The sequence below is a fragment of the Pseudomonas sp. WPR_5_2 genome (assembly GCF_003634475.1).
In the GTDB taxonomy this organism is placed as follows: Bacteria; Pseudomonadota; Gammaproteobacteria; order Pseudomonadales; family Pseudomonadaceae; genus Aquipseudomonas; species Aquipseudomonas izuensis.
The window spans coordinates 611,988-637,659 of record NZ_RBLA01000002.1; the positions used below are offsets into that span (position 1 = coordinate 611,988).

Here is a 25,672-nt window from a genome sequence, read left to right on the forward strand (position 1 = left end):
GCCATTCAAACCCGCAGTCGCAGCGTCTCGAAAAGTTTCCGGTCTTCCTTTTTTGCCGATCGGGCATGGCGACGAATGACCTGCAGCAGGCAATCGGTGAAGCAGAGTGCCGGATTGCTCAGTGCGACGTTGCGGCGTGTCACGATGCTCAGTTGCCGGTCATCGAATTGTTCGGCCAGGTCCAGGGAGACCACGCGGCCGAGGAAGGGCGGGGCAGCGCTGACAATCGAAGGCCCCCAGGTGCACATATCGGCTCGCTCAACCATCATCTGCAAGATGGCCAGTGACTGGGCGCGAACGATGCGGTTTTCGTCGATCTTCGCGCCGTGTTTCCAGAACAGTTCCTGCATCAACCCATCGTGGCCGTCCGGCGCATGGTTCAGGGTCCAGTTCTGCTCCAGCAGTTCATGGATCGAGCGGGCATGCTGATGCGCATGGCCTTCGCGCACCAGCACAGAGGTCTGGTAATCCAGCAAGGTTTCGCAGGTAAATTCCTGGGTCGATTGCCCCGGATGGAGTTGGCCGATCGCGAAATCCATGCTGCCGTCGCGCAGCAGTGGCTGGGCCACGGCCATGAGGCTTTCGTACAGCTCCAACTTGATTTGCGGCATGCGCTCGCGAAACGCCAGCACCACGTCGGGCAGGAAGGTCAGGGCGATCCATGGCGTGATCCCGACGCAAAGCCGCCCCTGGGCCTTGCCGCGCAGGTGATCGAGTTCGGTTTGCGCATGTTCGAGTTGCTTGATCACCAGCCGGGCGTGGGTCAGCAGGACTTTGCCGTATTCAGTGAAGCTCAGGCCGCTGGGCGTGCGGGTGAACAACGGTAGCTGCTGACTGGTTTCCAGCTCCCGCAAGGCTTTGGTCACGGCCGCCTGGGAAATGTCGAGCGAACGGGCGGCAGCGCGGATGCTGCCCGTCTCGGCGCTGGCAATCAGCGCTTGAAGTTGATGCAATTTCATCTGCTTACCCTTCAGACAACCATTGGTTGTCATCATAACCAAACTGAGACTCCCCAGCCCAGGGTCCCGTTACCTAAGATCGGTCCCGACAGCGCTTTCGCCAGCGCTGCGTCCCCATCGAAGGAGAACAACAATGGACGCCGGCCACGTGCTGCCAGGTATTGCAGCGATACAAGATGAAATGATCGCGTTACGTCAGCGTATTCACGCGCATCCCGAGTTGGGCTTTGAGGAGTTCGTCACCAGTCAGCGGGTTGCCGAATGCCTGGTGCAGTGGGGTTATGAGGTCAGTACCGGAGTGGGCAAGACCGGGGTGGTCGCCACCCTGAAGCATGGCGAAGGCCGGTCCATCGGCTTGCGCGCCGACATGGATGCGCTGCCAATCCAGGAAACCAGCGGTCTGCCCTACGCCAGCCGGATCGAAGGGGTCATGCATGCCTGCGGCCACGATGGTCACACGGCAACCTTGCTGACGGCCGCCCGGTATCTGGCACATTCCCGCACGTTCAACGGTACGCTTCAGCTGATTTTCCAGCCGGCGGAAGAAGGGCTGGGCGGCGCCCGGAAAATGCTCGAGGACGGGCTGCTGGATCGCTTTCCCTGTGATGCGATTTTCGCGTTGCACAACGTACCCGGTTATCCCGTCGGGCATCTGGGCTTCTACAGCGGGCCGTTCATGGCATCGGCCGACACGGTGAATATCAAGGTCATCGGTCAAGGCGGGCATGGCGCGGTGCCGCACAAGGCCATCGATCCGGTGGTGGTGTGCGCGTCGATCGTGATGGCCCTGCAAAGCATCGTCTCGCGCAACGTCAGCCCGCAGGACATGGCGATTATTACCGTGGGCTCCATTCATGCCGGCAGCGTCTCGAATGTCATTGCGTCCAGCGCCGACATGAGCCTGAGCGTGCGGGCACTGACGCCCGAGGTTCGCCGGTTGCTCGAAGCCCGGATTATCGAATTGGTCAACGCCCAGGCCGCCAGTTTCGGTGCCCGGGCACAGATCGATTATCAGCACTGTCATCCAGTGTTGATCAATGACCCCGCGTCGACCGCGTTCGCCCGGGAAGTCGCCCGCGATTGGTTGGGTGATAACCGGTTGATCGAAGACCTGCGCCCCTTCACTGCGAGTGAAGACTTTGCCTTCATCCTGGAGCAATGCCCCGGCAGCTATCTGGTGATCGGCAATGGCGAGGGCGATAGCGGCTGCCAGCTGCACAACCCCGGCTACGACTTCAATGATGCTTGCCTGCCGATCGGGGCGAGTTATTGGGTCAAGTTGGTGGAAAGTTTTCTGCGTTGAGACGCCGCAACGTCGAGCGTCAATCTGTACAAAAATCGTCTGCGACCTGGAGAGGAAAATAATGAACAAGATAATTGCAGCGGTATCACTGGTGTTTCTGACGGCGTCGAGCTGGGCTGGTGCGGCTGACTGGTCTGGCAAAGTCCTGAGGCTGGGAGTGGATCCCACCTATCCGCCGCTGGAATACAAAAACCAGGACGGCACGCTGACCGGGTTCGGGGTCGACATCGCCGAAGCGCTGTGTGCCGAGTTGCACGCCCGTTGCGTTTGGGTGGAAAGCAGCTGGGACGGAATGATCCCGGCGTTGCTGGCGCGCAAGTTCGACGCGGTGGCGTCGTCGATGACCGTCACGCCCAAGCGCCTGGAGCAGATTGCGTTCACCGACAAGGTGTCCAACGCGCCGGCCCGTCTGGTGGTCAAGCGCGGCTCGGGTCTGCTGCCGACCCTTGAATCGCTCAAGGGCAAACGCGTCGGCGTGGAGCAGGGCTCGACGCAGGAGGCCTACGCCAAAGCCGTATGGGGCGCCAAGGGCGTGGAGATTCTGTCCTATCAGAATCAGGATCAGGTGTATGCCGACCTGGTGGTGGGGCGGCTCGACGCCTCGCTGCAGGGCTCCATCCAGGCCAGTTACGGATTCCTGAACACCGCAGCGGGCAAGGATTACGAGTTCTCGGGCGCGACCCTGGACGATCCGAAGTTTTTCGGCGTGGGTGATGGCATTGGCTTGCGCAAGAACGATGTCGAGTTGCGCGAGGACCTGAACAAGGCCCTGGCGACGATTCTCGCCAATGGCACTTACGAGCGGATCAACAAAAAGTACTTCGATTTCGACGTCTACGGCGCGAAATAACACCCGCCCCTGTAGGAGCGAGCTCGCTCGCGATGGTCGTTAACGATAACGCGTCAAACCAGATGCCCCGCGGCGCCCATGGTTTTTTCGCGAGCAGGCTCGCTCCTACAGGACAGGCGCAACGTGGTCGTATGGACCGTGTAGTTGCCGCATCCCCCCTTCACCTCACCCAATAAGAACAAGGAGAGTGAAATGTTTCTCGAAGGCTTTGGCCCGCAGATTTTGCTGGGCACCCTGGCCACCATCAAACTGGCGCTCTGGTCGTTGCTGATTGCTGTCCTGGCAGGCCTGATCGGTGCCAGTTCCAAGCTGTCTTCCAATCGATTCCTGCGCACGATGGCCACCGGTTACACCACGGTGATTCGCAGCATGCCGGACCTGGTGATCATGCTGCTGCTGTTCTTCAGCCTGCAGATGTTGCTCAACCGCCTGACCGATTGGCTGGGCACCGGGCAAATCGATATCGACCCGTTTCTGGCCGGTGTCGTGACACTGGCGTTCATCTATGGCGCCTACTTCACCGAAACCTTCCGTGGCGCCTTCCAGGCCGTCCCGGCAGGTCAGGTCGAAGCGGCGAAAGCCTACGGCATGACCCGTGGGCAAGCCTTTCGCAAAGTCCTCTTCCCGCAAATGCTGCGCCATGCGTTGCCCGGCATCGGCAACAACTGGCAGGTGTTGATCAAATCCACGGCGCTGGTCTCGATCATCGGCCTGACCGATGTGGTCAAGGCGACGCAGGATGCGGGCAAGGGTTCGATGCAGTTCTTTTACTTCACGCTGGTCGGTGGCCTGATCTATCTGGGCATTACCACGGTCTCCAACGTTGTGTTGTTGTGGCTGGAGCACCGCTATTCGGTGGGTGTCAGGAAGGCGGCGCTATGACCGGCATTATCGAGGACTACTGGCAGGCTTACCTGTGGAGTGACGGCCCGCACTTTTCCGGGCTGGCGGTGACGTTGTGGTTGCTGATCCTTTCGGTGGCGATCGGATTCCTGCTGGCGGTGCCGCTGGCGATTGCCCGGGTCAGCCGCAACCCGCTGATCCGTGTGCCGGTCTGGTTTTACACCTACGTGTTTCGCGGGACGCCGTTGTACATCCAGTTGCTGTTCTTCTACACCGGCGTGTACAGCTTGCATGTGGTTCGGTCGCAGGATTTTCTCAACGCCTTTTTCCGTGATGGGTTCAACTGCACGGTGCTGGCGTTCGGGCTCAATACCTGTGCCTACATGACCGAAATCTTTGCCGGCGCTATCCGGGCGACGCCCCATGGCGAAATCGAAGCCGCCAGAGCCTATGGGATGAAGCGTTTTACGCTCTATCGGCGGATCGTGCTGCCGTCGGCGTTGCGCCGGGCCCTGCCGTTTTTCAGTAACGAAGTGATTTTGATGCTGCATTCCACGTCGGTGGCCTTTACCGCCACGGTCCCTGATTTGCTGAAGATTGCACGGGACGTCAATTCGGCGACCTATGCCTCTTTCACCGCCTTCGGGATCGCCGGGGTGCTGTATGCCGCCAGCGCCTTTTTGCTGATCTGGCTGTTTCGCCGTGGTGAGCTGCATTGGCTGGCCTACCTCAAACCCCGTACGCATTGACCCCATCGGACTTGCTCGAATGTATAAATTGATCGTTGAAGATGTGCACAAGAACTACGGCAGCCATGAAGTCTTGAAAGGCGTATCGCTCAAGGCCCGGGCCGGCGACGTAATCAGCATCATCGGTTCCTCGGGATCGGGGAAAAGCACGTTCCTGCGCTGCATCAACCACCTCGAACAGCCATCCGCCGGGCGCATAGTCGTCAATGCCGAAGAACTGCTGACGCGCCGCAATGCCAGAGGCGAGCTCTGTGTGGTCGATCCCGGGCAACTGCGGGTCATGCGCAGCAAACTGTCGATGGTGTTCCAGCACTTCAATCTGTGGAGCCACATGACGGTGCTGGACAACATCATCGAGTGTCCGATGAGCGTGCTTGGCATCGGTCGGGCAGAGGCCACGGAGCGGGCGCGTCACTACCTCGCCAAAGTCGGCCTGCCGGCCAAGGTCGAAGGGCAGTATCCGGTCCATTTGTCCGGTGGCCAGCAGCAACGGGTGGCCATCGCGCGGGCGCTGGCCATGGAACCCCAGGTGATGCTGTTCGACGAACCGACGTCCGCGCTCGACCCCGAGCTGGTCGGCGAGGTGCTCAAAGTCATGCAGCAGCTTGCCGAGGAAGGCAGGACCATGGTGGTGGTCACCCATGAAATGGCATTTGCCCGGCAGGTGTCGAACCACGTTATGTTTTTGCACCAGGGCCGGGTGGAAGAGGAGGGTGCGCCGGGCAGTGTGCTGGAGCATCCACGCAGCGAGCGGTTGCAGCAGTTTCTGGCCGGGAGCCTCAAATAGCGCAAAGCACTGGCCCGGTTGTCGGGACAATCCTATGATGACTGATTGTGTACATCACCCGTCGGGTGGTTAAAGTGGCGAGCGGGACAATTCGCCATGTCATCAGCAGTCAGGGAGCGTCATGGGGCATCCGTCCATTTACGACCGTATCGAAAAAAGCCGGCCTGGCGTCGCCAGGCTCAAGGTTCGCTCGGCAGTGACGTTGCTGGGGGCGGTGTGCCTGTCGATGGCGCTGATCGTCAGCTGGGAAGTCTGGAGTTCGCGCCAGTATCATCTGCATGACAAGGAAGTGGCGATGTCCAACCTTGCGCAGACATTGGCCTCCCAGGCGCAGGCCACGATCAAGCAGGCGGATACGCTGCTGTTCAGTCTGGTCGATCGTCTGGAAAACGACGGCATTGAAGGCGACCGGCTCCATCGCTTGCAACGCTTGCTCAGCGCCCAGCGCAACGAACTGAGCCAGATCCATGGCTTGTTCGTGTATGACCAGACGGGGCAATGGATTGCCAACTCCAATGGCGCCGAGGTCGGCGTTGCCAATAATTCCGACCGCGAGTATTTCATCTATCACCGCGATCATCCCGATCGCGGGCCGCACATCGGCCCGTCGATCAAGAGCCGTTCCAGCGGCGAATGGATCATGACCGTGTCGCGGCGAATCAATCACCCCGACGGCAGTTTTGCCGGCGTGGCGCTGGCGACGATCTATCTCTCACACTTCCTGGAGCTCTACGACAGTATCGACATGGGCAAGAACGGCGTGATCAACCTGATCGCCGACGACGCCAGCATCGTCGTGCGCCGGCCGTTCAACGAGGCGGACATCGGCACCAGCCTGGCCAAAAGCCCGCTGTTCACCCAGTTGCTGCCCAATGGCAGCGCGGGCACGGCGACGATCAAGTCGATCATCGATGGGGTCGAGCGGGTGGTGGGTTATCGCCGGGTCGAGGGTTATCCGTTGATTGTCTTTGCCGCGCTGAACAAAGACGAAGTATTGGCTGGCTGGCGCAAGGAGTCGATGCTCAGCGCGGCGATCGTGTCGTTGTTGCTCGGGTTCCTCGGCGTACTCGGTTATCGCCTGATCAAGTTGATGAAGCAGCAGAACCTGATCCAGGTCGAGTTGCTCGGGTCACAGGAAAGGCTCCTGGAGCTTAACCGCAACCTGGAGTTGCTGGCCCTGGAGGACGCCCTTACCGGGCTGGCCAACCGGCGCCAGTTCGATCTGTTCATCCAGGCGGAAACGGGCCGTGCCCGGCGCAACCTGACCGGTCTGGCACTGGTGATGATCGATGTCGATCATTTCAAGGCATTCAACGATCACTATGGCCATCTGGCCGGAGATCAGTGCTTGCGCAATATCGCCGCCATCATCATCGAGCACATCAAGCGTCCCGGCGACCTGGCCGCGCGCTTTGGTGGCGAAGAGTTCGCGGTAGTGCTGCCCGGCACCGACTATGTGGGGGCGTTCCTGGTGGCGGAAAAAATCCGCCGCGCGGTGCAGGCGGCTGGCTTGCAGCACAATGAAAGTCCCGAAGGCGTCATCACGGTCAGCGTTGGCGTGTGCGGCTACGATCCGGCGTCGCAAACCCGTACCGAGGACCTGATCGGGGCCGCCGACAAGGCGTTGTATGTGGCCAAGGCCAGCGGTCGCAATATGAGTGTGATTGCCAACTGAGCAACGAAACCTTCAGATAAACAGATCGATGCCTTGCACCAGTCGGGTGGCAAGGTACGACTGCTTGAGTTGCTCCAGCCACCAGCCCAGGGCGCGGCCGTCATGGTCTCCGCGCCAGCCGGCGTAGATGATGTTCGGCTCGCGCGGGTCGGCCATCTGTTTTTCCACCAGCGTGCCATTGCTCAATAACGAGCTGACCCGGTGTCGCGGCAACCAACCCACACCCAAACCGTCGCACTGGGCGAGGATTTTCGCGCGCATGGTGGGCACCGCCAGCACCGTTTGCCCGCCGGAAACACCGTAGGTACTGCCCTCGGTGATTCTCGATGAGTCGGCCACGACAATTGCCCGATGCTGCGTCACGGTCGCCCGGGAAATCGGTTCGCTGGCCTTGGCCAGCGCATGCTTGGGCGAGACGGCGAACACCCATTGCATTTCCCCCAGTTGCATCCAGCGCAAGGACGGGATCGCCGGGGGCTCGTTGGTCGCGCCGATGACCAGGTCCGCGCGGCCTTCACGCAGGGCTTCCCAGACCCCTTTGAGCACTTCCTGAGTGATGCGCAAAGGTACGCCGGATTGCAGCGCATCGAATTCGCGGATGACCGGGATCAAGGTTTCGAACTCCAGCAATTCGTCGGTGACGATCCACAACCGACTCTCCCAGCCATTGGCCACTTGCTGCACCCGTTGGGTCAGGCGCGAGACATCTGCCATCAGCCGCGACGCCTCGTTGACCAGCAACTCGCCGGCCGGAGTCAGTTGCAGGCGATAGCGGCGGCGATCGAACAGCAACGCATCGAAGCGCTCTTCCAGTTGCCGCGCCGCGTAGGACACCGTGGACGGCGCCTTGCCGAGCCGGGCCGCGGCCCGTGACAGACTGCCGGTCTCACGGATGGCCTCCAGCAATGCCAGGTCTTCAATCGACAGCATGTTTTTTCAATCCTTCTGTAGGAACCTGACAAACGGCGGTAACGGCAAGAGTCTGTGGGGGCAAAGCTTGCTCGCGATAGCGACAGCCCAGTCAACAACGATGGCGACCGGTACGCCGTCATCGCGAGCAAGCTTTGCTCCCACAGAGTACCTGCGCACGATCGCTCCTACAGGTGGAGCCTGATCACTCGAAGATAGAGCAATACGTTGACTGCCAACACTACGCTGGCCAGCCACAGTTGAATCGTCGGGGTCAGCCCGGCCGGGTAAATCACCGGCCACACATAATGTTCGATGAAGCCGGCGCCATAGCCGCTTTGTCCGGCGGCATGGCGCATCAGGTTTTCCCAGCGGGTCAGCGGGCAGGGCAGGTGGAACAGTTCCACCGCCACGCCCCACCCGGCGGCGGGCAGGTGCAGCCAGATAAGGTGGCGCCATTTCAGCACCAGCAGCCCGCCGAACACCACAAACACAATGAACAGTAGATGAAACAGCACCAGCCCATCGGCGGCGATTCGGTAGAGCATGTCGACTCCCGCAGGCGTCAGGCGAATCATTCCATGGTACTCGGGCGCCTGGCCGGCGCTCTATCGATTGTTCAGGGCGCCGAGTACCTCCTTCAAATGCGCCACCAGGGTTTCGCTGCTGCGTTGCATCGGCGCGCGCAGTTCATCGCCGATCAGGCCTTCAAGGGCCAGCGCGGTTTTTACCGGGGCGGGATTGGGCTCGATGAACAGGCTTTGGATCAGCGGCAGCAGCTCGAAGAACGTCGTGCGACCGGCAGCCAACTGGTTGTCGCGCACTTGCTGGTACAGTTGAACGAACAGTTCGGGATGCACATGGGCCGAGGCCGCAATCGCCCCTTTGGCACCCAGGCACAAGGCGCTGAAGATCTGGTTGTCTTCGCCGCACAATACATCGACCTGGCCGCTGGAAAGCAGCGCAAGGGTATTGGTCAGGTTGCCGCCGCAGTCCTTGATCGCGACGATGCGCTCGTGGGCGACGATGTTGAGCAGGGTCTTCTGTTCGAAGGCCACGCCGGTGCGATAAGGGATGTCATACAGAATCAGCGGAACGCTGGAGGCATCGGCCACGGTCTTGAAAAACGCTTCGAGCCCGGCCTGGGACGGGCGAATGTAGTAGGGCGCCGGCACCAGTAAACCGGCCAGTGGACGCTTGAGAATCTCGCTCTGGAACTGCAACAGTTCGGTCAGGTTGTTGCCAGCCAGGCCCATGACCACCCGCTGCGCCGGCACCAGCTCCAACACCGCGTCGAGTACCGCCAATTGCTCATGCTTGCCCATGGCGGCCGGTTCGCCGGTGGTGCCACAGACGATCAAGCCATCGACGCCTTTTTCCAGCAGATGGCTGACCAGCCGCCGCAAGCCCGCGAAATCGATGGCGCCGTTGTGGAACGGCGTGACGAGGGGAACCCAGATACCTTGAAACGATGACATGCACTTTCTCCTGATGGTTGACCGATGTCGTCACCGTCAGAAGCGTAGAAGGAAGCAAGCAAGGGGAGTGGGGTCCGTCGCGCTCAATGTCCTGTCAGCTCATCTGACGGGACAGCGCGCCCCGGTCACATGAGCGACTGTTTCTTCGATTTGAGGGTGCGCGCAACGCAACCTTGCGCCTTGGCAATCAAGCCAATGACGACAATGTTGAGGTTGGAGGTTGCGGACATGTTTGCTTACACCCTGAATGAGGCGCCTAGTTTTAAAAGCCGGCGCGGTGTTTGTCAATCGCGAAAATCAGCGAACTCCCCGCGCATCCCCGTATTGCTTGAAGTGATCGATCCAGAACGAATGGCAATATGCGCAAGATTGTTCAAGCCATTGGCCGCGACTGCTGGCACAGTCTGCGGTCTTTCCCCTGGTTGTAGAGCGTTATGTCCAACTCCCATTTGCCGCGCACGGCGTTCCTGCGCGGCGCCGCGGCGATCATGCCGCTGTCCCTGGCGACCGCGCCCTGGGGCTTGCTGGCCGGTTCCATGGCCATCGAAGCCAATCTCACGCCCCTGCAAGGCCAGGGCTTGTCGAGCATCGTGTTTGCCGGTGCCGCGCAGCTGGTGGCCATCGGCATGCTCAAGGGCGGGGCCGGGATCTTTTCGATCCTGCTGACGACCTTGTTGCTGACGTCCCAGCACTTGCTTTACGGGATGAGCATGCGTTCGGTGATCTCGCCCTTGCCGGGACGTTGGCGGATCGGTCTGGGTTTCCTGCTCACCGATGAGTTGTTCGCCCTGACCAGCCAGCACGACAAGCAGCAATTCGACCGCTGGTACGCATTGGGCGTGGGCCTGACGTTCTACATCGCCTGGAACCTCTTCACCCTGGCCGGGATCGTACTCGGCAGTAGCATTCCGGGCCTCGAGCACCTGGGACTGGACTTCTCCATCGCCGCCACCTTCATCGCCCTGATTACCCCGGTGGTGCGCAATGTGCCAACGGTGGTCTGTGTCGCGGTGTCGCTGTTCTGTTCGGTGCTGTTCAGCTACTGGCAATGGGGCTCGGCGCTGGTGCTGTCGGGGTTGGCGGGAATGACCGCCGGGTTTGTCTGCAACAAGTTTTGGGGAGCGCGCACATGATGGTCTGGGCGGTGATTATCGGCATGGGCGTGTTGGTGTTCCTCAACCGCTATGTCTTTCTGGAACCCCGGCTGCCGGTGCGCCTGAGCAGCAATGCCCGGCAGTTCCTCGGTTTCGCCGTGCCGGGCATGCTGACGGCGATCTGCGGGCCGATTGTGTTCATGCCCGAGAAACAGCTGAATCTTCAATGGGACAACCCGTACCTGATCAGCTCGCTGGTGGCCGTCGGCCTGGTGCTGTACACCCGCAACACCTTGCTCAGCATGTTGTTGAGCATGGGCTTCTTCTTTGTGCTGCGCTGGTGGCTGTGAGTCGGCGCCGGGAAACTGTTCTACGCTTAAAGTTGATGAACGATCCCTTCAGGAAGAGAGGTGAACATGGCCAATGAACCCAAGCGTCCGGACCCGGATGAAGAAGTCGAGGATGAACCCTCGGAAGAAGAGATCGAACAGCAAAAGCGTTCGACACCCGACTGGAAGCATCCTGACGATGGCAAGGAACTGTCAGAGCCTGATCGCAAGTTCTGAGCGATCTTTGAAACCCTCAAGCCAGGCTTTCTGATTGTGGGAGCGGCGGTGCGACGATTCGACTTGCTCGCACCGCCGCTCCCACAAATGCGATCGGAACGCCTTATTCCAGCGACAGGAAATCGGGGTGCGCGGCCCGATAACCCAGCGTCTTGTCGATCCAGGCATTCAGCTCATTGACCATCACGGGCGGCTTGCCAGGATAGTCTTCGAGGGTTGAACTCAGTATGTCGTTGATATGTGGGATAGTTTGCAGGTTACGGGTCTTGATGTATTGCCCGATAAAGCTGTCGAGTTGGTAGTGTTCTGTCTTTGTAAGATAAACACAGGCCAGTCTCACGACTTGATTATTCGTAAAATCGTCGCGCAATTGAGTTCTCTGCAAGGCTTGTTGTATGGGATTTCCTTAGTTGCTGACTCTTTGGTCAGCTGGCTGGAGGCATTGGAAATGCGGCGCGAATGCTAGCGGTAGTCATTCAAAATGTATCTATGGCTGACGGATTGTCGGACAAGCGGTAATGCATGAAACGGTTGTACTTCTATAAGTGTTAATCATCTGAAACAGTAGTTGTAACAATTCCACGCTTCGACTTGTTACATATATCGATCGCCCTGTCGATATTGCCAGTTCAAGTGATCGCTTCAATCAATTCAGCCCCTTGGTTTCTGGCGTTGCCAACCGCTTTGCTGACCCTGTACCACTCGAACACATCGCTGTCGTCACCCTGCAAAAGTACCATTTGTTCGGCACGTTCCCTGGGCGTCGCCGGGTCGAGCCATTCCCGCGTCAGTTCTGCCGACAACACCACCGGCCGCCGGTCATGAATGTCCACCATGCCGCCCGCGCTGTCAGCGGTGATGATGACAAAGCCGTCATCATCCCGAGGCATGGCACTGCCAATGGGAAACTGCCCGATCGCCGCGCAGAAAATCGGCCCCCGGTCACGCCGCCGGATCAGCCAGGGTTGTCGAGTACCATCCCCGGCATCGACCCATTCGAACCAGTTGTCGACCGGGCAGATCGCGCGATGCGGCCAGATTGCCCTGAAGAACGGACCGTGGGCGACTTTCTCGACCCGTGCATTGATCGGTGCCGCCCGATCCTTGGCCCACTGCGGCCGCCAGCCCCAACGCTGCAAATCGGCGTGCACGCCGTCATCCTCCAGGTGCAGCAACGCCAGTTGCGTGGTGGGCGCGGCGTTGTAGTGGGCCAGTGGCTGATCGCCGATATGGTTGATCAACGCGTCGGGAATGCTCAGCACCGCGACGAAATCGTGGATGCCCCGGTATTGCGATAAACGTCCGCACATGACCGAATCCTCCGGCTGGTGTTTTCAGCATAGATGCTTCAACGAAAGGGGATTCCCCGCATCTGTAGGAGCCGGCTTGCCGGTGAAGGCGGTTTCAAGGGCCTCTTCGCTGGCAAGCCAGCTCCTACAAGGGGCGGGGATGTGCGCAAGCGCCGGAACCAAACACTGTGTACCCTGATCCAACCTCGGCTCGCAGCGACCTGCGGGTCGGTGAAGGATAAACGGGCGAAGGAATTTTGCCGTTTGAAGTGTTGACCGCAATGGTCGGGCCCAAGGCAAAACATGAAACAGTTGTTCAAGGTTCTATTCGCGTGCGCCATGGCAGCCAGTCTGCTGGGCTGCATCGCCGCTCCCATCGAAATGACGCCGCAGACCGAACAACGTCTGCACGCGCAACCACCGATTCGCTTCCTGCTGACCTTCGATGACGGTCCCAGCGCATCGAGTTTCTGGAACCCCACCGAAACCGTACTCGACAGCCTGGCGCGCAACCCGCTGCAAGCGGACATCAAGGCCGTGTTCTTTGTGCAGACCCGTGCCACGCGGGCAGGTGGCAGCGATATCGGGCGCGCGATCATGCACCGCGAGCGGGATGCCGGGCACATTCTGGGCTTCCACACCGCGACACCTTCGCACACCAACCATCGCTCTCTCGATCCGCAGGAGCTCGAAGAGGCGCTCACCAACGGCAGTGCCGACATCGCCGCGATCACCGGGGCGCCACCGACGCTGTTGCGTCCACCATTCTGGAACTACGACAAACGTACCTTCGCCGCTTATCAGCAGCATGGCCTGCATGTGCTGCTGACCGACCTGAGCGCCAATGACGGCAAGATCTGGGGCTTCAACGCCAGCCCCCGGCGCCGGGCGCACTTCCTGCGCTCGATGTCCGAAGTGCGCGAGCGCATCGCCCTGGGCGAGCTGCCGGTGGTCGATGGGGTGATTCCGGTGGTGGTGACCTTCCATGACCTCAACCGCTACACCGCACGGCATACCCGCGAGTACCTGCAAATCCTCCTCGACAGCGCCCGGGCGACCGGGGTGAAAGTCGCAGAACAACCGTTTTACGATGACACTGACGCGCTGCAACGGGCCGCGATGGCCCGCACCGTGCGCGACAGTTCACAGCCGGTGCAACTGCCTGGATTCTGGAACTGGATCTGGAAACGCAATGCCGAGTGAAAAAGTGCTTGGGAATGAGCGCCGGTAAATGAGAGCCGGATAACACTTTTTATTGGCGCAGAAATGGCAAGGGGCAACTATTCTCAACGGGATCCAATCCACTCAATAGGCGTCCGAGGGACCGGTCATGCTGCCCATTTCAGTCCTTTGCAACATCGTCGAGTCCGGCTTTGCGCCGCTGTCCTGCGAATGCACGGAAAGCGGTGGCTTGCTACGCATCGAGGTCTACGAGCCGGTCAGCGGCCGGGTTGAATTGCTGATCAGCGGCGTCTCGACCGAACAACTGACCAGCGTGCGGGCCATCTCCGACCTGATTGGCGAATTGCGTACCGAGATCAGTGCCGGTCGCCGGGCGTTTGCTGGATAGCAGTGAACCTCTTTTTCTGGGAGCAAGGCTTGCCCGCGATAGCGCTCATGAGAACGCCATCGCGGGCAAGCCTTGCTCCCACAGGGGTATCGGCGCCTATGGCTGCAACTCCTCAATCATCCGCAAACAATGGTTCAATCCAGGCGAAACATCGCCCACCCGCCGGCTGAGAATGATCGGCGAGGTCGCATTGTCCTCCAGCAGCGGGGTGAAACCGATGTCGTCGCGGTGCAGCAATTGCACCGAGGCCGGCACCAGCGTGACGCCGATCCCGGCCCCCACCAGACCAATCGCCGTTTGCAGTTCGTTGGTCCATTGCGCCACGTGGATGCTCACGCCATAGGATTCGAACAGCGCGATCACATGGTCGGCGTAGCTGGGCCGCGGGTTGCCGGGGTAGAGCACAAAGGGTTCATGTGCGAGGTCGCGCAGGCTGATGGGGCCGGCCAGCAACGGGTGGCCGGCGGGCAGGGCGGCGACCAGGCGGTCTTCGGTTAGTACGGTCTGGATGATGGCCGGGTCGTCGATGCGGATGCGGCCGAAGCCGATATCGATGCGTCCGGCCTTGAGCGCTTGTACCTGTTGCAGGGTGGTCATTTCCGAAAGCCCCAGCTCCAGCTCCAGCGGTTCGCCACTGCGCAAGCGGCGGATCAGTTCCGGTAGCACGCCATACAGTGTCGACGGCGCGAAACCGATGCCCAGCCAGGTCTTTTCGCCCAGGCCAATGCGCCGCGTGTTGTCGCACACCTTGTTCAGCTGTTCGAGCAGGGCGGTGGAGTGCTCATGGAAAAACCGTCCCGCATCCGTCAGCTTCAGCGGCCGTCCCCGCTCCAGCAGCATCACCCCCAATTCATCTTCCAGTTGCTGGATCTGCCGGCTCAGGGGTGGTTGGGCGATGTGCAGCAGTTCGGCGGCGCGGGTGAAGTTGAGGGTTTGAGCCAATACCTGGAAATAACGCAGGTGACGCAGTTCCATGGAGCCTCCGGACGTCAAGCAGTTGCATACCTTAAAGGTATCAAGTCAGACCAATTCTATATTGGCGTCACGAAAAAAGCCGTACGAGAATCGACTCCAGAACTCCAAGAACCTGATGGGTATCGAAATGCTTGCAACCGCCATTGAATCGATCGAGACGATCATCGTCGATCTGCCGACCATCCGCCCGCACAAGCTGGCGATGCACACCATGCAGAATCAGACCCTGGTGATCATCCGCGTGCGTTGCGCCGATGGCATCGAAGGTATCGGCGAGTCCACCACCATCGGTGGCCTGGCTTATGGCAATGAAAGCCCTGACAGCATCAAGACCAACATCGACACGCACTTCGCGCCGTTGTTGATCGGCCAGGACAGCGGCAACGTCAACGCGGCGATGTTGCGCCTGGAGCGCAGCATCCGTGGTAACACCTTCGCCAAGTCCGGTATCGAAACCGCCTTGCTCGACGCCCAGGGCAAGCGCCTCGGTGTGCCGGTCAGCGAATTGCTCGGCGGCCGGGTGCGTGATGCGCTGCCGGTGGCCTGGACCCTGGCCAGTGGCGACACCGAAAAGGACATCGCCGAAGCGGAAAAAATGCTCGATCTGCGCCGCCACCGCATCTTCAAACTGAAAATCGGTGCCGGCGAAGTCAACCGCGACCTGGCCCACGTCATTGCCATCAAGAAAGCCCTGGGCGATCGCGCCAGTGTGCGGGTCGACGTCAACCAGGCGTGGGACGAAGCCGTCGCCTTGCGCGCCTGCCGGATTCTCGGCACCAACGGCATCGACCTGATCGAACAGCCGATCTCGCGCAACAACCGCGCCGGCATGGCGCGCCTGAATGCCATGAGCCCGGCACCGATCATGGCCGACGAGTCCATCGAGTGCGTGGAAGATGCGTTCAACCTGGCCCGCGAAGGCGCGGCCTCGGTGTTCGCCCTGAAAATCGCCAAGAACGGTGGTCCGCGCGCCGTGCTGCGCACTGCCGCCATCGCCGAAGCGGCGGGTATCGGCCTGTATGGCGGCACCATGCTCGAAGGCGGTATTGGCACCCTGGCCTCGGCCCATGCCTTTGTCACCCTGAACAAGCTGGCGTGGGACACCGAACTGTTCGGCCCGCTGCTGCTGACCGAAGACATTCTCAGCGAACCGCTGGTTTATCGCGATTTCGAACTGCACGTGCCGAAGACGCCGGGTCTGGGCCTGAGCCTGGATGAAGAACGCCTGGCGTTTTTCCGTCGCGACAAGACATCCACCGCCATTCATCAAGCCTGAGGAGAGCATTATGCTGTTCCACGTAAAGATGACCGTGAATTTGCCGGTCGATATGAACCCCGAACGCGCCGCGCAGCTCAAGGCCGACGAAAAAGCGCTGGCGCAACGCCTGCAGGACCAAGGCAAGTGGCGTCACCTGTGGCGCATCGCCGGCCTGTACGCCAACTACAGCGTGTTCGATGTCGACAGCGTCCAGGAACTGCACGACCTGCTCATGCAATTGCCGCTGTATCCGTACATGGCGATCGAAGTCACCGCGATGTGCCGGCATCCTTCTTCCATTCGCGAGGATGACCGCTGAACCCAGCCAGTTCAGTTCGCCATACCCATAATTACAAGATGAGGAACCGAAAAAATGAACGTCAAGATTTCCCACACTGCCGAAGTCCAGAAGTTTCTCGAAGAAGCCAGCGGCCTGCATAACGAAGCCGGTGATGCGCGCACCAAAGCCCTGATCTACCGCATCCTGCGTGACTCGGTGAACATCATCGAAGACCTCGCCGTGACCCCGGAAGAGTTCTGGAAAGCGGTCAACTACCTGAACGTACTGGGCGCGCGCCAGGAGGCCGGACTGGTGGTGGCGGGCCTGGGCCTGGAGCACTACCTCGACCTGCTGATGGACGCCGAAGACGAGCAGGCCGGCAAAACCGGCGGTACCCCGCGCACCATCGAAGGCCCGCTGTACGTGGCCGGTGCGCCGCTGTCCCAGGGCGAAGCGCGTCTGGATGACGGCCTCGATCCGGGTGTGACCCTGTTCATGCAAGGCCGGGTGTTCAACACCGCTGGCGAACCGCTGGCTGGCGCCGTGGTGGATGTGTGGCACGCCAACACCGGCGGCACCTACTCGTACTTCGATGCTTCTCAGTCGGAATTCAACCTGCGCCGCCGTATCGTCACCGATGCTGAAGGCCGCTACCGTTTCCGCAGCATCGTGCCGTCGGGCTACGGCTGCCCACCGGACGGTCCGACCCAGCAACTGCTGGATCAACTGGGCCGTCACGGCCAGCGCCCGGCGCACGTGCACTTCTTCATATCCGCGCCGGATCATCGTCACCTGACCACCCAGATCAACCTGGATGGTGAAAAGTACCTGCATGACGACTTCGCCTACGCCACCCGCGACGAACTGATCGCCAAGATCACCTTCAGCGAAGACCAGGCCCGTGCGGCGGCTTATGGTGTCAGCGGTCGCTTTGCCGAGATCGAGTTCGACTTCACCCTGCAGTCGTCTGCCCAGCCTGAAGAACAGCAGCGTCACGAACGGGTTCGTGCACTGGAGGACTGATCCCTCGGACTGCCGGACCTGGCCATGAGATGACCAACGGGTTATCTCATGGCTTTTGTGGAAGTCGTACACAATTGTTGTGCTCGACGCAGCCCCCATGTGGGAGCGAGCCTGCTCGCGAAGAGGCCATAAGCCTCCACAGGTCAGTCTGCTGACACACCGCCATCAGTACTGCCTTAGAATGACCCGACGCACCCCATAAGAACAACGAGAGTGACCCGATGATGCAAGCGCAACTGTTGAGTCAGCGCAGCGCCGTATTCGACCATGCCGACCCCTACGCGGTGTCGGGCTACGTCAATCAGCACGTCGGTAACCATTGCATTCTCATGCCTCGCGCCGGGCATCCCCTGGCCAGCCTCAACCATCGTAAATTCGCCAGCCTCGACCTGTGCCGCATCAGCTACGGTGGCAGCGTTCGTGTCACCTCGGGCGCGCTGGAAAGCATCTATCACCTGCAAGTGCTGTTGCGCGGCAATTGCCTGTGGCGCGGTCACGGTCAGGAACATTACTTCGCCCCCGGCGAGTTGCTGTTGATCAACCCCGACGATCCGGTCGACCTGACGTACTCGCACGATTGTGAAAAATTCATCCTCAAAGTTCCCACCTCGTTGCTTCAATCCGTCTGCGACGAGCAGCGCTGGCGGTACCCGGGGCAGGGCGTGCGGTTTCTGGAGAACCGTTATCAGCTCAACCAGTTGGAAGGGTTTGTCAGCCTGCTGGCGATGATCTGCCAGGAAGCCGAGGCCACCGAGCAGATTCCCAAGGTGCAGGAACACTACGCGCAGATCATCGTCAGCAAGATGCTCAGCCTGATGAAGACCAACGTCAGCCGCCTCGAACTCGGCTCCCAGACCGCCACCTTCGAAGCGATTGCCGATTACATCGCCCGCAACCTCAAACAGAACATCGACAGCGAAGAACTGGCGCGTCAGGCGCACATGAGTGTGCGTTCGTTGTACAGCCTGTTCGAACGCAACGCCGACACCACGCCGAAAAACTACATCCGCCAGAAACGCCTGGAACGCATCAACGCCTGCCTGAGCGACCCGACCTGCAATGTGCGTAACGTTACAGAGGTGGCGATGGATTATGGCTTCCTGCATCTGGGGCGGTTTTCGGACAGTTATCGCAAGCAGTTTGGGGAGTTGCCGTCGGATACGTTGAAGCGGCGAGATTGATTCACCTGTAAGAAGTTCTCTCGTGACAAGATTTTTTTCAGACAAGTTCTAGTTTAGTAACTGCACAAAAGACGAACATTACGATTAAGCACGTCCACCCGAGCCAATATAGGGTTACCAAAATTCGTCTCAGGCCTGCGGGGAAACTCTTCAGATCATCCGCGCTAATACCTCCATTGCGTAGAGAGAGGTGAGGCATAGCTAGTGCGCCCATTATTTCTCCCATTAAAACTAAATTCGCTCTAGGTCCTCCGTTTCTGAGATCCCTCCGATTAATAATCGCCGGGCAATTTCTCAGGTGGTGCAACATAAAATCCATTTTGGTATAAGCGAGATAAAGCGCTGTGCCGATAAATATAAATAGCCCTCCGAAATCTATTAAGCCAATGACAAAATGAATTTTCTGAGCGGTACTCAGGCTCACTAGACAATCTCCTAAATATGTTCGTTATATCAAACTCGGATTAATAAAGAAGTTCCGTGCTATCGATCGTGACGAGTAAAGCCAGTGCGGCTAAAAATCCTGACTTTAAATTTGAATTAGTCGTATGTTCAAGCAAGTTCGAATATAGCTATAGTCGCGAACCCCGACATTACCAATAAAAGACCCAATACGCTCCACTGCAAAATGGCCAGTCTACGTCTCAAGCTAGTCGGAGTATTTTTCAGATCTTCCAAACTTAACTCTCCTCTTTTCAGGTAAAAGTTCGGGAAAGTTACAATTCCAGAAATGCCGCCTATGAGCATTAGATTTCCCCATGGTCCACCGTGTCTGAGAGGTGCTCGGGCCATGATCGCCTTACAGTTTTTATAAAGGTCGAGCATCATATCCATTTTTGTATAGGCCATATGCAGTGCGACAATTATCCAGGCTAGTGCAGCTGCAAAATAGATTAGTCCGATGCAGGCAATTAATAAATCAACGGTCTCAACGTTCATTTAGTGATCTCATAAATTTTCTCTCCAATTAACTCGCCACCCTTGCCTCCACCAACGCTTGCGACAATAGAGCCGACACCGACTACCACTAAACCGCATACAAGAGCAGCTGTCCCGCCAGTCGGTACGGAAAGTGCTGCACAGACCCAGCCTACAGTCGAGCCAGTGATCGCTGCTGAAGCGAAGGCTCCACCTGCCATTCCGCCGGCAAAACCCCCAGCTTCTGTAAACTTCACCTTCTCACAGGCCTCCACATCACCTGCCGCACACACACCCTGAACTTTAACGGCTGACGCTCCACCACCTACCGCCGTACCAACCCAACCACCATACTTAACGTACTTCGCCGCTTTCGCGACGCCTTCAATGTGCGTGGCGTAGCCAGGGATGTGATCAGCCGCACCGGACTTTCTCCAACGGTGAACAAGACTTTTGCTGGATATACCCAAAGCGCTTTTCAAGTTGGGGTGATCGGGAAAACCAATGCTCTTTTTGGTCAGTTGGGTAAGTTGGCCGTCCAGTTGAGTCAGCAATTTTTTACGTTGGGCATAAAACTCGGGGGAGTTCAGGTGCCCATTGGCTTGGAAGGTTTGTGTGTGCAACGCCTCAATGTCACGCAGGATGATTTTCACGCTGTCCAGGTTATTCGAAAACATGGCCAGCCCAACGTTGGCCCCAAGGGATCCCTTGGAAAGAAAGAAGGCGATCTCGTCATGGTGGCGAGCCATGAAATCCGCTTCTTCCGAACTCAGTGGCTCCAGTGCTTTGTTGACCTTGCCCGCCGCTTCCATCAACAACGCTTCTTCGCGGGTGCATTGCTGGTTGTTCGGGTCGCTCAAAACAATCATCGTCCCGGCTTTTACCTGATCCAGGTTCGGGTTCAGGGTCTTGAATTTGGCGATGACGGCAGGGGAGGCTGAAGTGAATAGTTGCTCCTCCAGCCTGGAAAAGGTCGTGCTCCTGGGGACGATGTAAAACCCGGGGTCTTCTGGCGGCGGGACGGTCGCTGGCCAGTGCTCGCGGGGCAGGAAGATAAAATCGGGGGCAGGGTGCGGCGAGGAAGCGGCCCTGAGTGCGTCGGGCGTGTTCGCGTGGGTTGTTTTGAGATTCTGCGCATGCACGAAACGCAGTAGTCGCTGCGGATCGGGTTTCGATACGGGATGTGTGAGCCTTGAATCCGGGATTCTTTTAACCGCATCGGTTATGGCGTTTCTCGCCTTGCGCATCACGGCCCGGGATTGAATGAGCAAGTCGTGTTGTTCTTTGCGCAGTGCCTGTATGCCTTGCCGTGGGGTTTTGCGGCCTTGCGCGACATCGTCTACCACTCGCTTGGCGTAATAGGCGACTTCGCGATTGAACCGTTCCCGCGCCATGCCATGGGCAAGATGGCGAGCGCTGATGGTGCGGGCTTGTCCGGCCAGTTTGCCGGCCGCGCTGTTGACCTCCCAGAGGTCATGACGGTCTGCCTTCATCCCTCTTCACCCCACGAGCTGTAGCCGGAGGTCTTGGCGATGTAGTGGGTCCAGGAAATGTCGCGGTAACGAATGGCCACTTGTTCCTGGGGCTCTGCGTCACTCTGGAAAATCACATGGGGCACTTCAAGCGTCAGGTCGGTGATGACCCCGCCCTGGATCGACACCGAATAAAACTTTTCCTGCCCACCTGCAGGTGTCAGCCGGTAGAAGTTGATGGTGCAGTTGATTTCCTCTCGGTTGGAGAGCGCCTGGGCGAGCAGTGGAGAGGATTTGTCCACGGCCTTGGTGATGATGATCGGGCTGTGCGTCGCCCTGCTCAGGTTACCGATATTGGCCAGGTTGTGGCTGTAGGACAGCACCATGATTTCGTCCCGGTGCGCCGCCTGGTACTTGTTGCCGATAGAGTCCTGGGTTGAACAACCCGCTGAAATCAGTCCCTGGATTTTACCGTTGATGGTCATGTAGCCATGACTTGCCATAGACACCACTCCTTGTCGTTGGAGGGGGCAGTCTACGGCGGAGGTTGTAAGCGTTTATGTAGTCCGATTCCCAAAGTTACCTGGTCGATAGAGCGCGCCGGACGTTAAGTCTTGATTTCCTACAGACGGCTCTGAACCTGCCGCACAAAACGGATAAAGGTCTGCACCCCGCGGATAGTCCACCCCATTGCCCCGTCCTAGCATGAGCCTTGCCTGAACAATAACAATGGAGGCGGTGGCCATGACCCTGCGACCCGAATACCTTCACTCCCTGCTTGAAGACGATCCTGAGCAGGGCATCTATCGCTGCAAACGTGAAATGTTCACCGACCCGCGCCTGTTCGACCTTGAGATGAAACACATCTTCGAAGGCAACTGGCTGTATCTGGCTCACGAAAGCCAAATCCCCAACGTCAACGATTTCTACACCACCACCATGGGGCGCCAGTCGATCTTCATCGCGCGCAACAAGGACGGTGTGCTCAATGCCTTCATCAACGCCTGCAGTCATCGCGGCGCGACCCTGTGCCGGCACAAGTCCGGTAACAAGAGTTCCTACACCTGCCCGTTCCACGGCTGGACCTTCAACAACTCCGGCAAGCTGCTCAAGGTCAAGGACCCGGCCAACGCCGGCTACCCGTCGAGCTTCAACTGCGAAGGCTCCCACGACCTGACCAAAGTCGCGCGTTTCGAGTCCTACCGTGGCTTCCTGTTCGGCAGCCTCAAGGCCGATGTGCTGCCTTTGGTCGAGCACCTGGGCGAGTCGGCGAAGATCATCGACATGATCGTCGACCAGTCCCCCGATGGCCTGGAAGTGCTGCGCGGTTCCTCCAGCTACATCTACGAAGGCAACTGGAAGCTCACCGCCGAGAACGGCGCCGATGGCTACCACGTCAGCTCCGTGCATTGGAACTACGCGGCCACCCAGAACCAGCGCAAGCAGCGCGAGGCCGGTGACGAAAACCCAACCATGAGCGCCGGCAGCTGGGCCAAGCAGGGCGGTGGTTTCTATTCCTTCGACAAGGGCCACATGCTGCTCTGGACCCGTTGGGCCAACCCCGAAGACCGCCCGCTCTACGAGCGTCGCGACGAACTGGCCCAGGACTTCGGCCAGGCCCGCGCCGACTGGATGCTCGAGAACTCGCGCAACCTGTGCCTGTACCCGAACGTGTACCTGATGGACCAGTTCAGCTCGCAAATCCGCATCGCCCGGCCGATCTCGGTCGACCGCACGGAAATCACCATCTACTGCATCGCCCCCAAGGGCGAAAGCGACCACGCGCGTTCCAGCCGGATTCGTCAGTACGAGGATTTCTTCAACGTCAGCGGCATGGCCACCCCGGATGATCTGGAAGAGTTCCGCTCCTGCCAGACCAGCTACCAGGGCAGTGTCACCACCTGGAACGACATGTCCCGTGGAGCCGAGCACTGGATCGAAGGCGCCGACGATGCGGCCAAGGAAATCGACCTGCATCCATTGCTCAGCGGCGTGCGCACCGAAGACGAAGGCCTGTTCGTGCTGCAACACAAGTACTGGCAGCAGACCATGCTCAAGGCCCTGGCGGCCGAGCAGTCGAAACTGATCGCCGTGGAGGACGTGCAATGACCATTTCCTTTGATGCCGTGCGCGATTTTCTCTACCGCGAAGCCCGTTACCTCGATGACCGGCAGTGGGATGAGTGGCTGGAGCTGTACGCCCCCGACGCGACCTTCTGGATGCCGTCCTGGGATGACAACGACGAGTTGACCGAGGACCCGCAGCGGGAAATCTCGCTGATCTGGTACGGCAACCGCACGGGCCTGGAAGACCGCGTCTTCCGCATCAAGACCGAGCGTTCCAGCGCGAGTGTCCCGGACACCCGCACCTCCCACAACATCAGCAACATCGAGCTGCTGGAGCAGGCCGACGGCGTGTGCAAGGTGCGCTTCAACTGGCACACCCTGAGCTTTCGCTACAAGACGGTCGACAGCTACTTCGGCAGCAGTTTCTACACCCTCGACATGCGCGGTGAAAACCCGCTGATCAAGGCCAAGAAAGTGATCCTGAAGAACGACTACGTTCGCCAGGTCATTGATGTTTACCACTTGTGAGGCGGCCGTCATGACCCATTCCATCGCGTTCAATTTCGAAGACGGCGTCACCCGGTTCATCGACGCCAATGCCGGCGAAACCGTGGCCGATGCCGCGTACCGCCAGGGCATCAACATTCCGCTGGACTGCCGCGACGGTGCCTGCGGCACCTGCAAGTGTTTCGCTGAGGCTGGCACCTATGATCTGGGTGAGGAATACATCGAAGACGCCCTCAGCCCTGAAGAAGCAGAAAAAGGCTTTGTCCTGACCTGCCAGATGCGCGCCAAGAGCGACTGCGTGGTTCGGGTACCGACATCCTCGGAAGTCTGTCGCACCCGGCAGGCCAACTACGAGGCGACCATCAGTGCCGTGCGCCAGTTGTCCGACAGCACCATCGCGCTGTCGATCAAGGGCGAGGCGTTGAGCAAACTGGCGTTCCTGCCGGGGCAGTACGTGAACCTGGGGATTCCCGGCAGCGAACAGACCCGTGCCTATTCGTTCAGCTCGTTGCAGCGTGACGGCGAAGTCAGCTTCCTGATTCGCAACGTGCCTGGCGGCCTGATGAGCAGCTTCCTCACCGGCATGGCCAAGGCCGGCGACAGCATGAGCCTGGCAGGTCCCCTGGGCAGTTTCTACCTGCGCGATATCCGCCGTCCGCTGTTGTTGCTGGCCGGTGGCACCGGGCTGGCGCCGTTCACCGCGATGCTGGAGAAAATCGCCGAGCAGGGCAGCGAGCATCCGCTGCATCTGATCTACGGCGTGACCCATGATTTCGACCTGGTGGAACTCGACCGCCTCGAAGCCTTCGCCGCGCGCATTCCCAACTTCAGCTACAGCGCCTGCGTGGCCAGTCCCGACAGCCGGCATCCGCGCAAGGGCTATGTGACTCAGCACATCGAGCCCAAGCATCTGAACGATGGCGATGTCGACGTCTACCTGTGCGGCCCACCGCCGATGGTTGAAGCCGTCAGCAAGTACATTGGCGAACAAGGCATCCAGCCGGCGAATTTCTACTACGAAAAATTTGCCGCCAGCGCGGCGTAAAAACTGTGCGGCGACACACCTCCTGTGGGAGCTGGCAAGCCAGCTCCCACAGGGATTGTTGTGTCTTTGAGGTTTTGTGGAGAGTACATGAACAGATTTCACGAAAAAGTCGCGCTGATCACCGGGGCTGCCCAGGGCATCGGCCGGCGGGTTGCCGAGCGCATGGCGGCGGAAGGGGCGAAGCTGATTCTGGTGGATCGCTCCGAGCTGGTGTTCGAGGTGCAAAAGGAGTTGGGGCAGGGCAGCCTGGCGCTGACCGCTGATCTGGAGCAGTACGAGGAATGCAGCCGCGTGATGCAAGCCGCCGTCGAGCGCTTCGGACGCCTCGATGTGCTGATCAATAACGTCGGCGGCACGATCTGGGCCAAGCCGTTCGAGCATTACGAGGCGTCGCAGATCGAAGCCGAAGTCCGTCGGTCGCTGTTCCCGACGCTGTGGTGCTGCCATGCCGCGTTGCCCTTCATGCTGGAGCAGGGCCGTGGTGCGATCGTCAACGTATCGTCCATCGCCACCCGCAGCATCAACCGTGTGCCGTATGGCGCGGCAAAGGGTGGGGTCAATGCGCTGACCGCGTGCCTGGCGTTCGAAACCGCCGGACGCGGTGTTCGGGTCAACGCCACGGCACCCGGTGGCACCGAGGCGCCGCCACGGGTGATTCCGCGCAACAGTGCCGAGCAGAGCGTTCAGGAGAAAGTCTGGTACCAGCAGATCGTCGACCAGACCCTCGACAGCAGTTTGATGAAGCGCTACGGCACGCTGGATGAGCAGGCAGGCGCTATTCTGTTTCTGGCCAGCGACGAAGCGTCCTATATCACCGGCATGGTCATGCCGGTCGGTGGTGGCGACCAGGGCTGACGCGACTCGCAGTCAATCCC

General features: G+C 59.5%; 29 protein-coding genes. 19 read left to right on the plus strand and 10 right to left on the minus strand.

Translation table 11 applies throughout. The features are described 5' to 3' along the window. Positions 1 to 5: 5 nt before the first annotated feature. Positions 6 to 959, minus strand: a complete 954-nt coding sequence (locus tag BJ917_RS11555; protein ID WP_121103404.1) for a LysR substrate-binding domain-containing protein — start codon at positions 957 to 959, stop codon at positions 6 to 8. 133 nt (positions 960 to 1,092) lie between these two features. Between BJ917_RS11555 and BJ917_RS11560 the strand changes: the two genes are divergently transcribed. From BJ917_RS11560 to BJ917_RS11585, 6 genes are all read left to right on the plus strand, one after another. Beyond that, on the plus strand, positions 1,093 to 2,262 hold the full coding sequence (locus BJ917_RS11560) for a M20 aminoacylase family protein (protein ID WP_121103405.1): 1,170 nt from the start codon (positions 1,093 to 1,095) through the stop codon (positions 2,260 to 2,262). Positions 2,263 to 2,323: 61 nt separating this feature from the next. Next, the gene (locus tag BJ917_RS11565; protein WP_121103406.1) at positions 2,324 to 3,112 is read left to right on the plus strand and encodes an ABC transporter substrate-binding protein; all 789 of its coding nucleotides are present in this window, start codon (positions 2,324 to 2,326) and stop codon (positions 3,110 to 3,112) included. A gap of 192 nt (positions 3,113 to 3,304) precedes the next feature. Further along, positions 3,305 to 3,994 carry an ABC transporter permease gene (locus tag BJ917_RS11570; protein WP_121103407.1) on the plus strand — a complete coding sequence of 230 codons (690 nt, stop codon included), beginning with the start codon at positions 3,305 to 3,307 and terminating at the stop codon, positions 3,992 to 3,994. After that, the gene (locus BJ917_RS11575; protein WP_121103408.1) at positions 3,991 to 4,704 is read left to right on the plus strand and encodes an ABC transporter permease; all 714 of its coding nucleotides are present in this window, start codon (positions 3,991 to 3,993) and stop codon (positions 4,702 to 4,704) included. Before BJ917_RS11570 ends, BJ917_RS11575 begins: the two co-directional genes overlap by 4 nt. Positions 4,705 to 4,723: 19 nt before the next feature. Then, positions 4,724 to 5,491 (plus strand): ABC transporter ATP-binding protein, encoded by a 768-nt coding sequence (locus BJ917_RS11580; protein WP_096510286.1) that lies wholly within the window; start codon positions 4,724 to 4,726, stop codon positions 5,489 to 5,491. 121 nt (positions 5,492 to 5,612) lie between these two features. After that, on the plus strand, positions 5,613 to 7,166 hold the full coding sequence (locus tag BJ917_RS11585) for a sensor domain-containing diguanylate cyclase (protein ID WP_096510287.1): 1,554 nt from the start codon (positions 5,613 to 5,615) through the stop codon (positions 7,164 to 7,166). 12 nt (positions 7,167 to 7,178) lie between these two features. On the opposite strand, the gene BJ917_RS11590 is transcribed toward BJ917_RS11585, so the two are convergent. From BJ917_RS11590 to dapA, 3 genes are all read right to left on the minus strand, one after another. Next, entirely contained in the window at positions 7,179 to 8,096 is a 918-nt protein-coding gene (locus BJ917_RS11590; RefSeq protein WP_096510288.1) for a LysR family transcriptional regulator, read from the minus strand. 167 nt (positions 8,097 to 8,263) lie between these two features. Beyond that, entirely contained in the window at positions 8,264 to 8,623 is a 360-nt protein-coding gene (locus BJ917_RS11595) for a DUF2784 domain-containing protein (protein ID WP_121103409.1), read from the minus strand. Between the two features lie 60 nt (positions 8,624 to 8,683). Then, on the minus strand, positions 8,684 to 9,553 hold the full coding sequence (gene dapA, locus BJ917_RS11600; RefSeq protein ID WP_121103410.1) for a 4-hydroxy-tetrahydrodipicolinate synthase: 870 nt from the start codon (positions 9,551 to 9,553) through the stop codon (positions 8,684 to 8,686). Positions 9,554 to 9,987: 434 nt separating this feature from the next. Between dapA and BJ917_RS11605 the strand changes: the two genes are divergently transcribed. The 3 genes from BJ917_RS11605 (at position 9,988) to BJ917_RS32015 (ending at position 11,213) form a co-directional block, all read left to right on the plus strand. Then, a complete protein-coding gene (locus BJ917_RS11605; RefSeq protein ID WP_096510291.1) occupies positions 9,988 to 10,686 on the plus strand; it encodes an AzlC family ABC transporter permease in 699 nt (232 codons plus the stop codon). Continuing rightward, a complete protein-coding gene (locus BJ917_RS11610) occupies positions 10,686 to 10,997 on the plus strand; it encodes an AzlD domain-containing protein (RefSeq protein ID WP_172901667.1) in 312 nt (103 codons plus the stop codon). Before BJ917_RS11605 ends, BJ917_RS11610 begins: the two co-directional genes overlap by 1 nt. Positions 10,998 to 11,063: 66 nt before the next feature. Then, a complete protein-coding gene (locus tag BJ917_RS32015) occupies positions 11,064 to 11,213 on the plus strand; it encodes a hypothetical protein (RefSeq protein ID WP_172901583.1) in 150 nt (49 codons plus the stop codon). A 103-nt stretch (positions 11,214 to 11,316) separates the two neighbouring features. On the opposite strand, the gene BJ917_RS11615 is transcribed toward BJ917_RS32015, so the two are convergent. Further along, complete coding sequence (locus BJ917_RS11615; RefSeq protein WP_096510293.1) at positions 11,317 to 11,583, minus strand: hypothetical protein; 267 nt, start codon at positions 11,581 to 11,583, stop codon at positions 11,317 to 11,319. A 259-nt stretch (positions 11,584 to 11,842) separates the two neighbouring features. Beyond that, complete coding sequence (locus BJ917_RS11620) at positions 11,843 to 12,523, minus strand: SOS response-associated peptidase (RefSeq protein WP_121103411.1); 681 nt, start codon at positions 12,521 to 12,523, stop codon at positions 11,843 to 11,845. 282 nt (positions 12,524 to 12,805) lie between these two features. Between BJ917_RS11620 and BJ917_RS11625 the strand changes: the two genes are divergently transcribed. Continuing rightward, positions 12,806 to 13,705, plus strand: coding sequence for a polysaccharide deacetylase family protein (locus BJ917_RS11625; RefSeq protein ID WP_096510295.1), 900 nt, complete (start codon positions 12,806 to 12,808; stop codon positions 13,703 to 13,705). Between the two features lie 127 nt (positions 13,706 to 13,832). Next, positions 13,833 to 14,072: a DUF1652 domain-containing protein gene (locus tag BJ917_RS11630; RefSeq protein WP_096510296.1), complete on the plus strand. Its 240-nt coding sequence runs from the start codon at positions 13,833 to 13,835 to the stop codon at positions 14,070 to 14,072. 96 nt (positions 14,073 to 14,168) lie between these two features. On the opposite strand, the gene BJ917_RS11635 is transcribed toward BJ917_RS11630, so the two are convergent. Next, positions 14,169 to 15,047, minus strand: coding sequence for a LysR family transcriptional regulator (locus BJ917_RS11635; RefSeq protein ID WP_096510297.1), 879 nt, complete (start codon positions 15,045 to 15,047; stop codon positions 14,169 to 14,171). Positions 15,048 to 15,174: 127 nt separating this feature from the next. Here BJ917_RS11635 and BJ917_RS11640 point away from each other — a divergent pair, with 127 nt between their 5' ends. The 4 genes from BJ917_RS11640 (at position 15,175) to BJ917_RS11655 (ending at position 18,789) form a co-directional block, all read left to right on the plus strand. Continuing rightward, entirely contained in the window at positions 15,175 to 16,323 is a 1,149-nt protein-coding gene (locus BJ917_RS11640; RefSeq protein ID WP_172901584.1) for a muconate cycloisomerase family protein, read from the plus strand. 10 nt (positions 16,324 to 16,333) lie between these two features. Then, a complete protein-coding gene (gene catC, locus BJ917_RS11645; protein WP_008029082.1) occupies positions 16,334 to 16,624 on the plus strand; it encodes a muconolactone Delta-isomerase in 291 nt (96 codons plus the stop codon). A gap of 54 nt (positions 16,625 to 16,678) precedes the next feature. After that, positions 16,679 to 17,608, plus strand: a complete 930-nt coding sequence (gene catA, locus BJ917_RS11650; RefSeq protein ID WP_121103412.1) for a catechol 1,2-dioxygenase — start codon at positions 16,679 to 16,681, stop codon at positions 17,606 to 17,608. A 221-nt stretch (positions 17,609 to 17,829) separates the two neighbouring features. Continuing rightward, positions 17,830 to 18,789, plus strand: coding sequence for an AraC family transcriptional regulator (locus BJ917_RS11655; protein ID WP_121103413.1), 960 nt, complete (start codon positions 17,830 to 17,832; stop codon positions 18,787 to 18,789). A 552-nt stretch (positions 18,790 to 19,341) separates the two neighbouring features. Here BJ917_RS11655 and BJ917_RS11665 read toward each other — a convergent pair. From BJ917_RS11665 to BJ917_RS11675, 3 genes are read right to left on the minus strand one after another with little or no spacing between them, the layout of a single operon-like run. Then, a complete protein-coding gene (locus tag BJ917_RS11665; protein WP_121103415.1) occupies positions 19,342 to 19,728 on the minus strand; it encodes a hypothetical protein in 387 nt (128 codons plus the stop codon). After that, on the minus strand, positions 19,725 to 21,200 hold the full coding sequence (locus BJ917_RS11670; protein WP_121103416.1) for a hypothetical protein: 1,476 nt from the start codon (positions 21,198 to 21,200) through the stop codon (positions 19,725 to 19,727). Before BJ917_RS11670 ends, BJ917_RS11665 begins: the two co-directional genes overlap by 4 nt. Then, the gene (locus BJ917_RS11675) at positions 21,197 to 21,682 is read right to left on the minus strand and encodes an Hcp family type VI secretion system effector (protein ID WP_096510302.1); all 486 of its coding nucleotides are present in this window, start codon (positions 21,680 to 21,682) and stop codon (positions 21,197 to 21,199) included. Before BJ917_RS11675 ends, BJ917_RS11670 begins: the two co-directional genes overlap by 4 nt. Before the next feature lie 241 nt (positions 21,683 to 21,923). Here BJ917_RS11675 and benA point away from each other — a divergent pair, with 241 nt between their 5' ends. The 4 genes from benA to BJ917_RS11695 all read left to right on the plus strand — a co-directional run bounded on the left by benA (position 21,924) and on the right by BJ917_RS11695 (position 25,652). Continuing rightward, a complete protein-coding gene (gene benA / locus BJ917_RS11680) occupies positions 21,924 to 23,288 on the plus strand; it encodes a benzoate 1,2-dioxygenase large subunit (protein WP_121103511.1) in 1,365 nt (454 codons plus the stop codon). Further along, positions 23,285 to 23,773, plus strand: coding sequence for a benzoate 1,2-dioxygenase small subunit (benB, locus tag BJ917_RS11685; RefSeq protein WP_096510303.1), 489 nt, complete (start codon positions 23,285 to 23,287; stop codon positions 23,771 to 23,773). Before benA ends, benB begins: the two co-directional genes overlap by 4 nt. A 10-nt stretch (positions 23,774 to 23,783) precedes the next feature. Then, entirely contained in the window at positions 23,784 to 24,797 is a 1,014-nt protein-coding gene (gene benC / locus BJ917_RS11690; RefSeq protein ID WP_121103417.1) for a benzoate 1,2-dioxygenase electron transfer component BenC, read from the plus strand. Positions 24,798 to 24,884: 87 nt separating this feature from the next. Continuing rightward, positions 24,885 to 25,652, plus strand: a complete 768-nt coding sequence (locus BJ917_RS11695) for a 1,6-dihydroxycyclohexa-2,4-diene-1-carboxylate dehydrogenase (protein WP_121103418.1) — start codon at positions 24,885 to 24,887, stop codon at positions 25,650 to 25,652. Positions 25,653 to 25,672 lie beyond the last annotated feature (20 nt).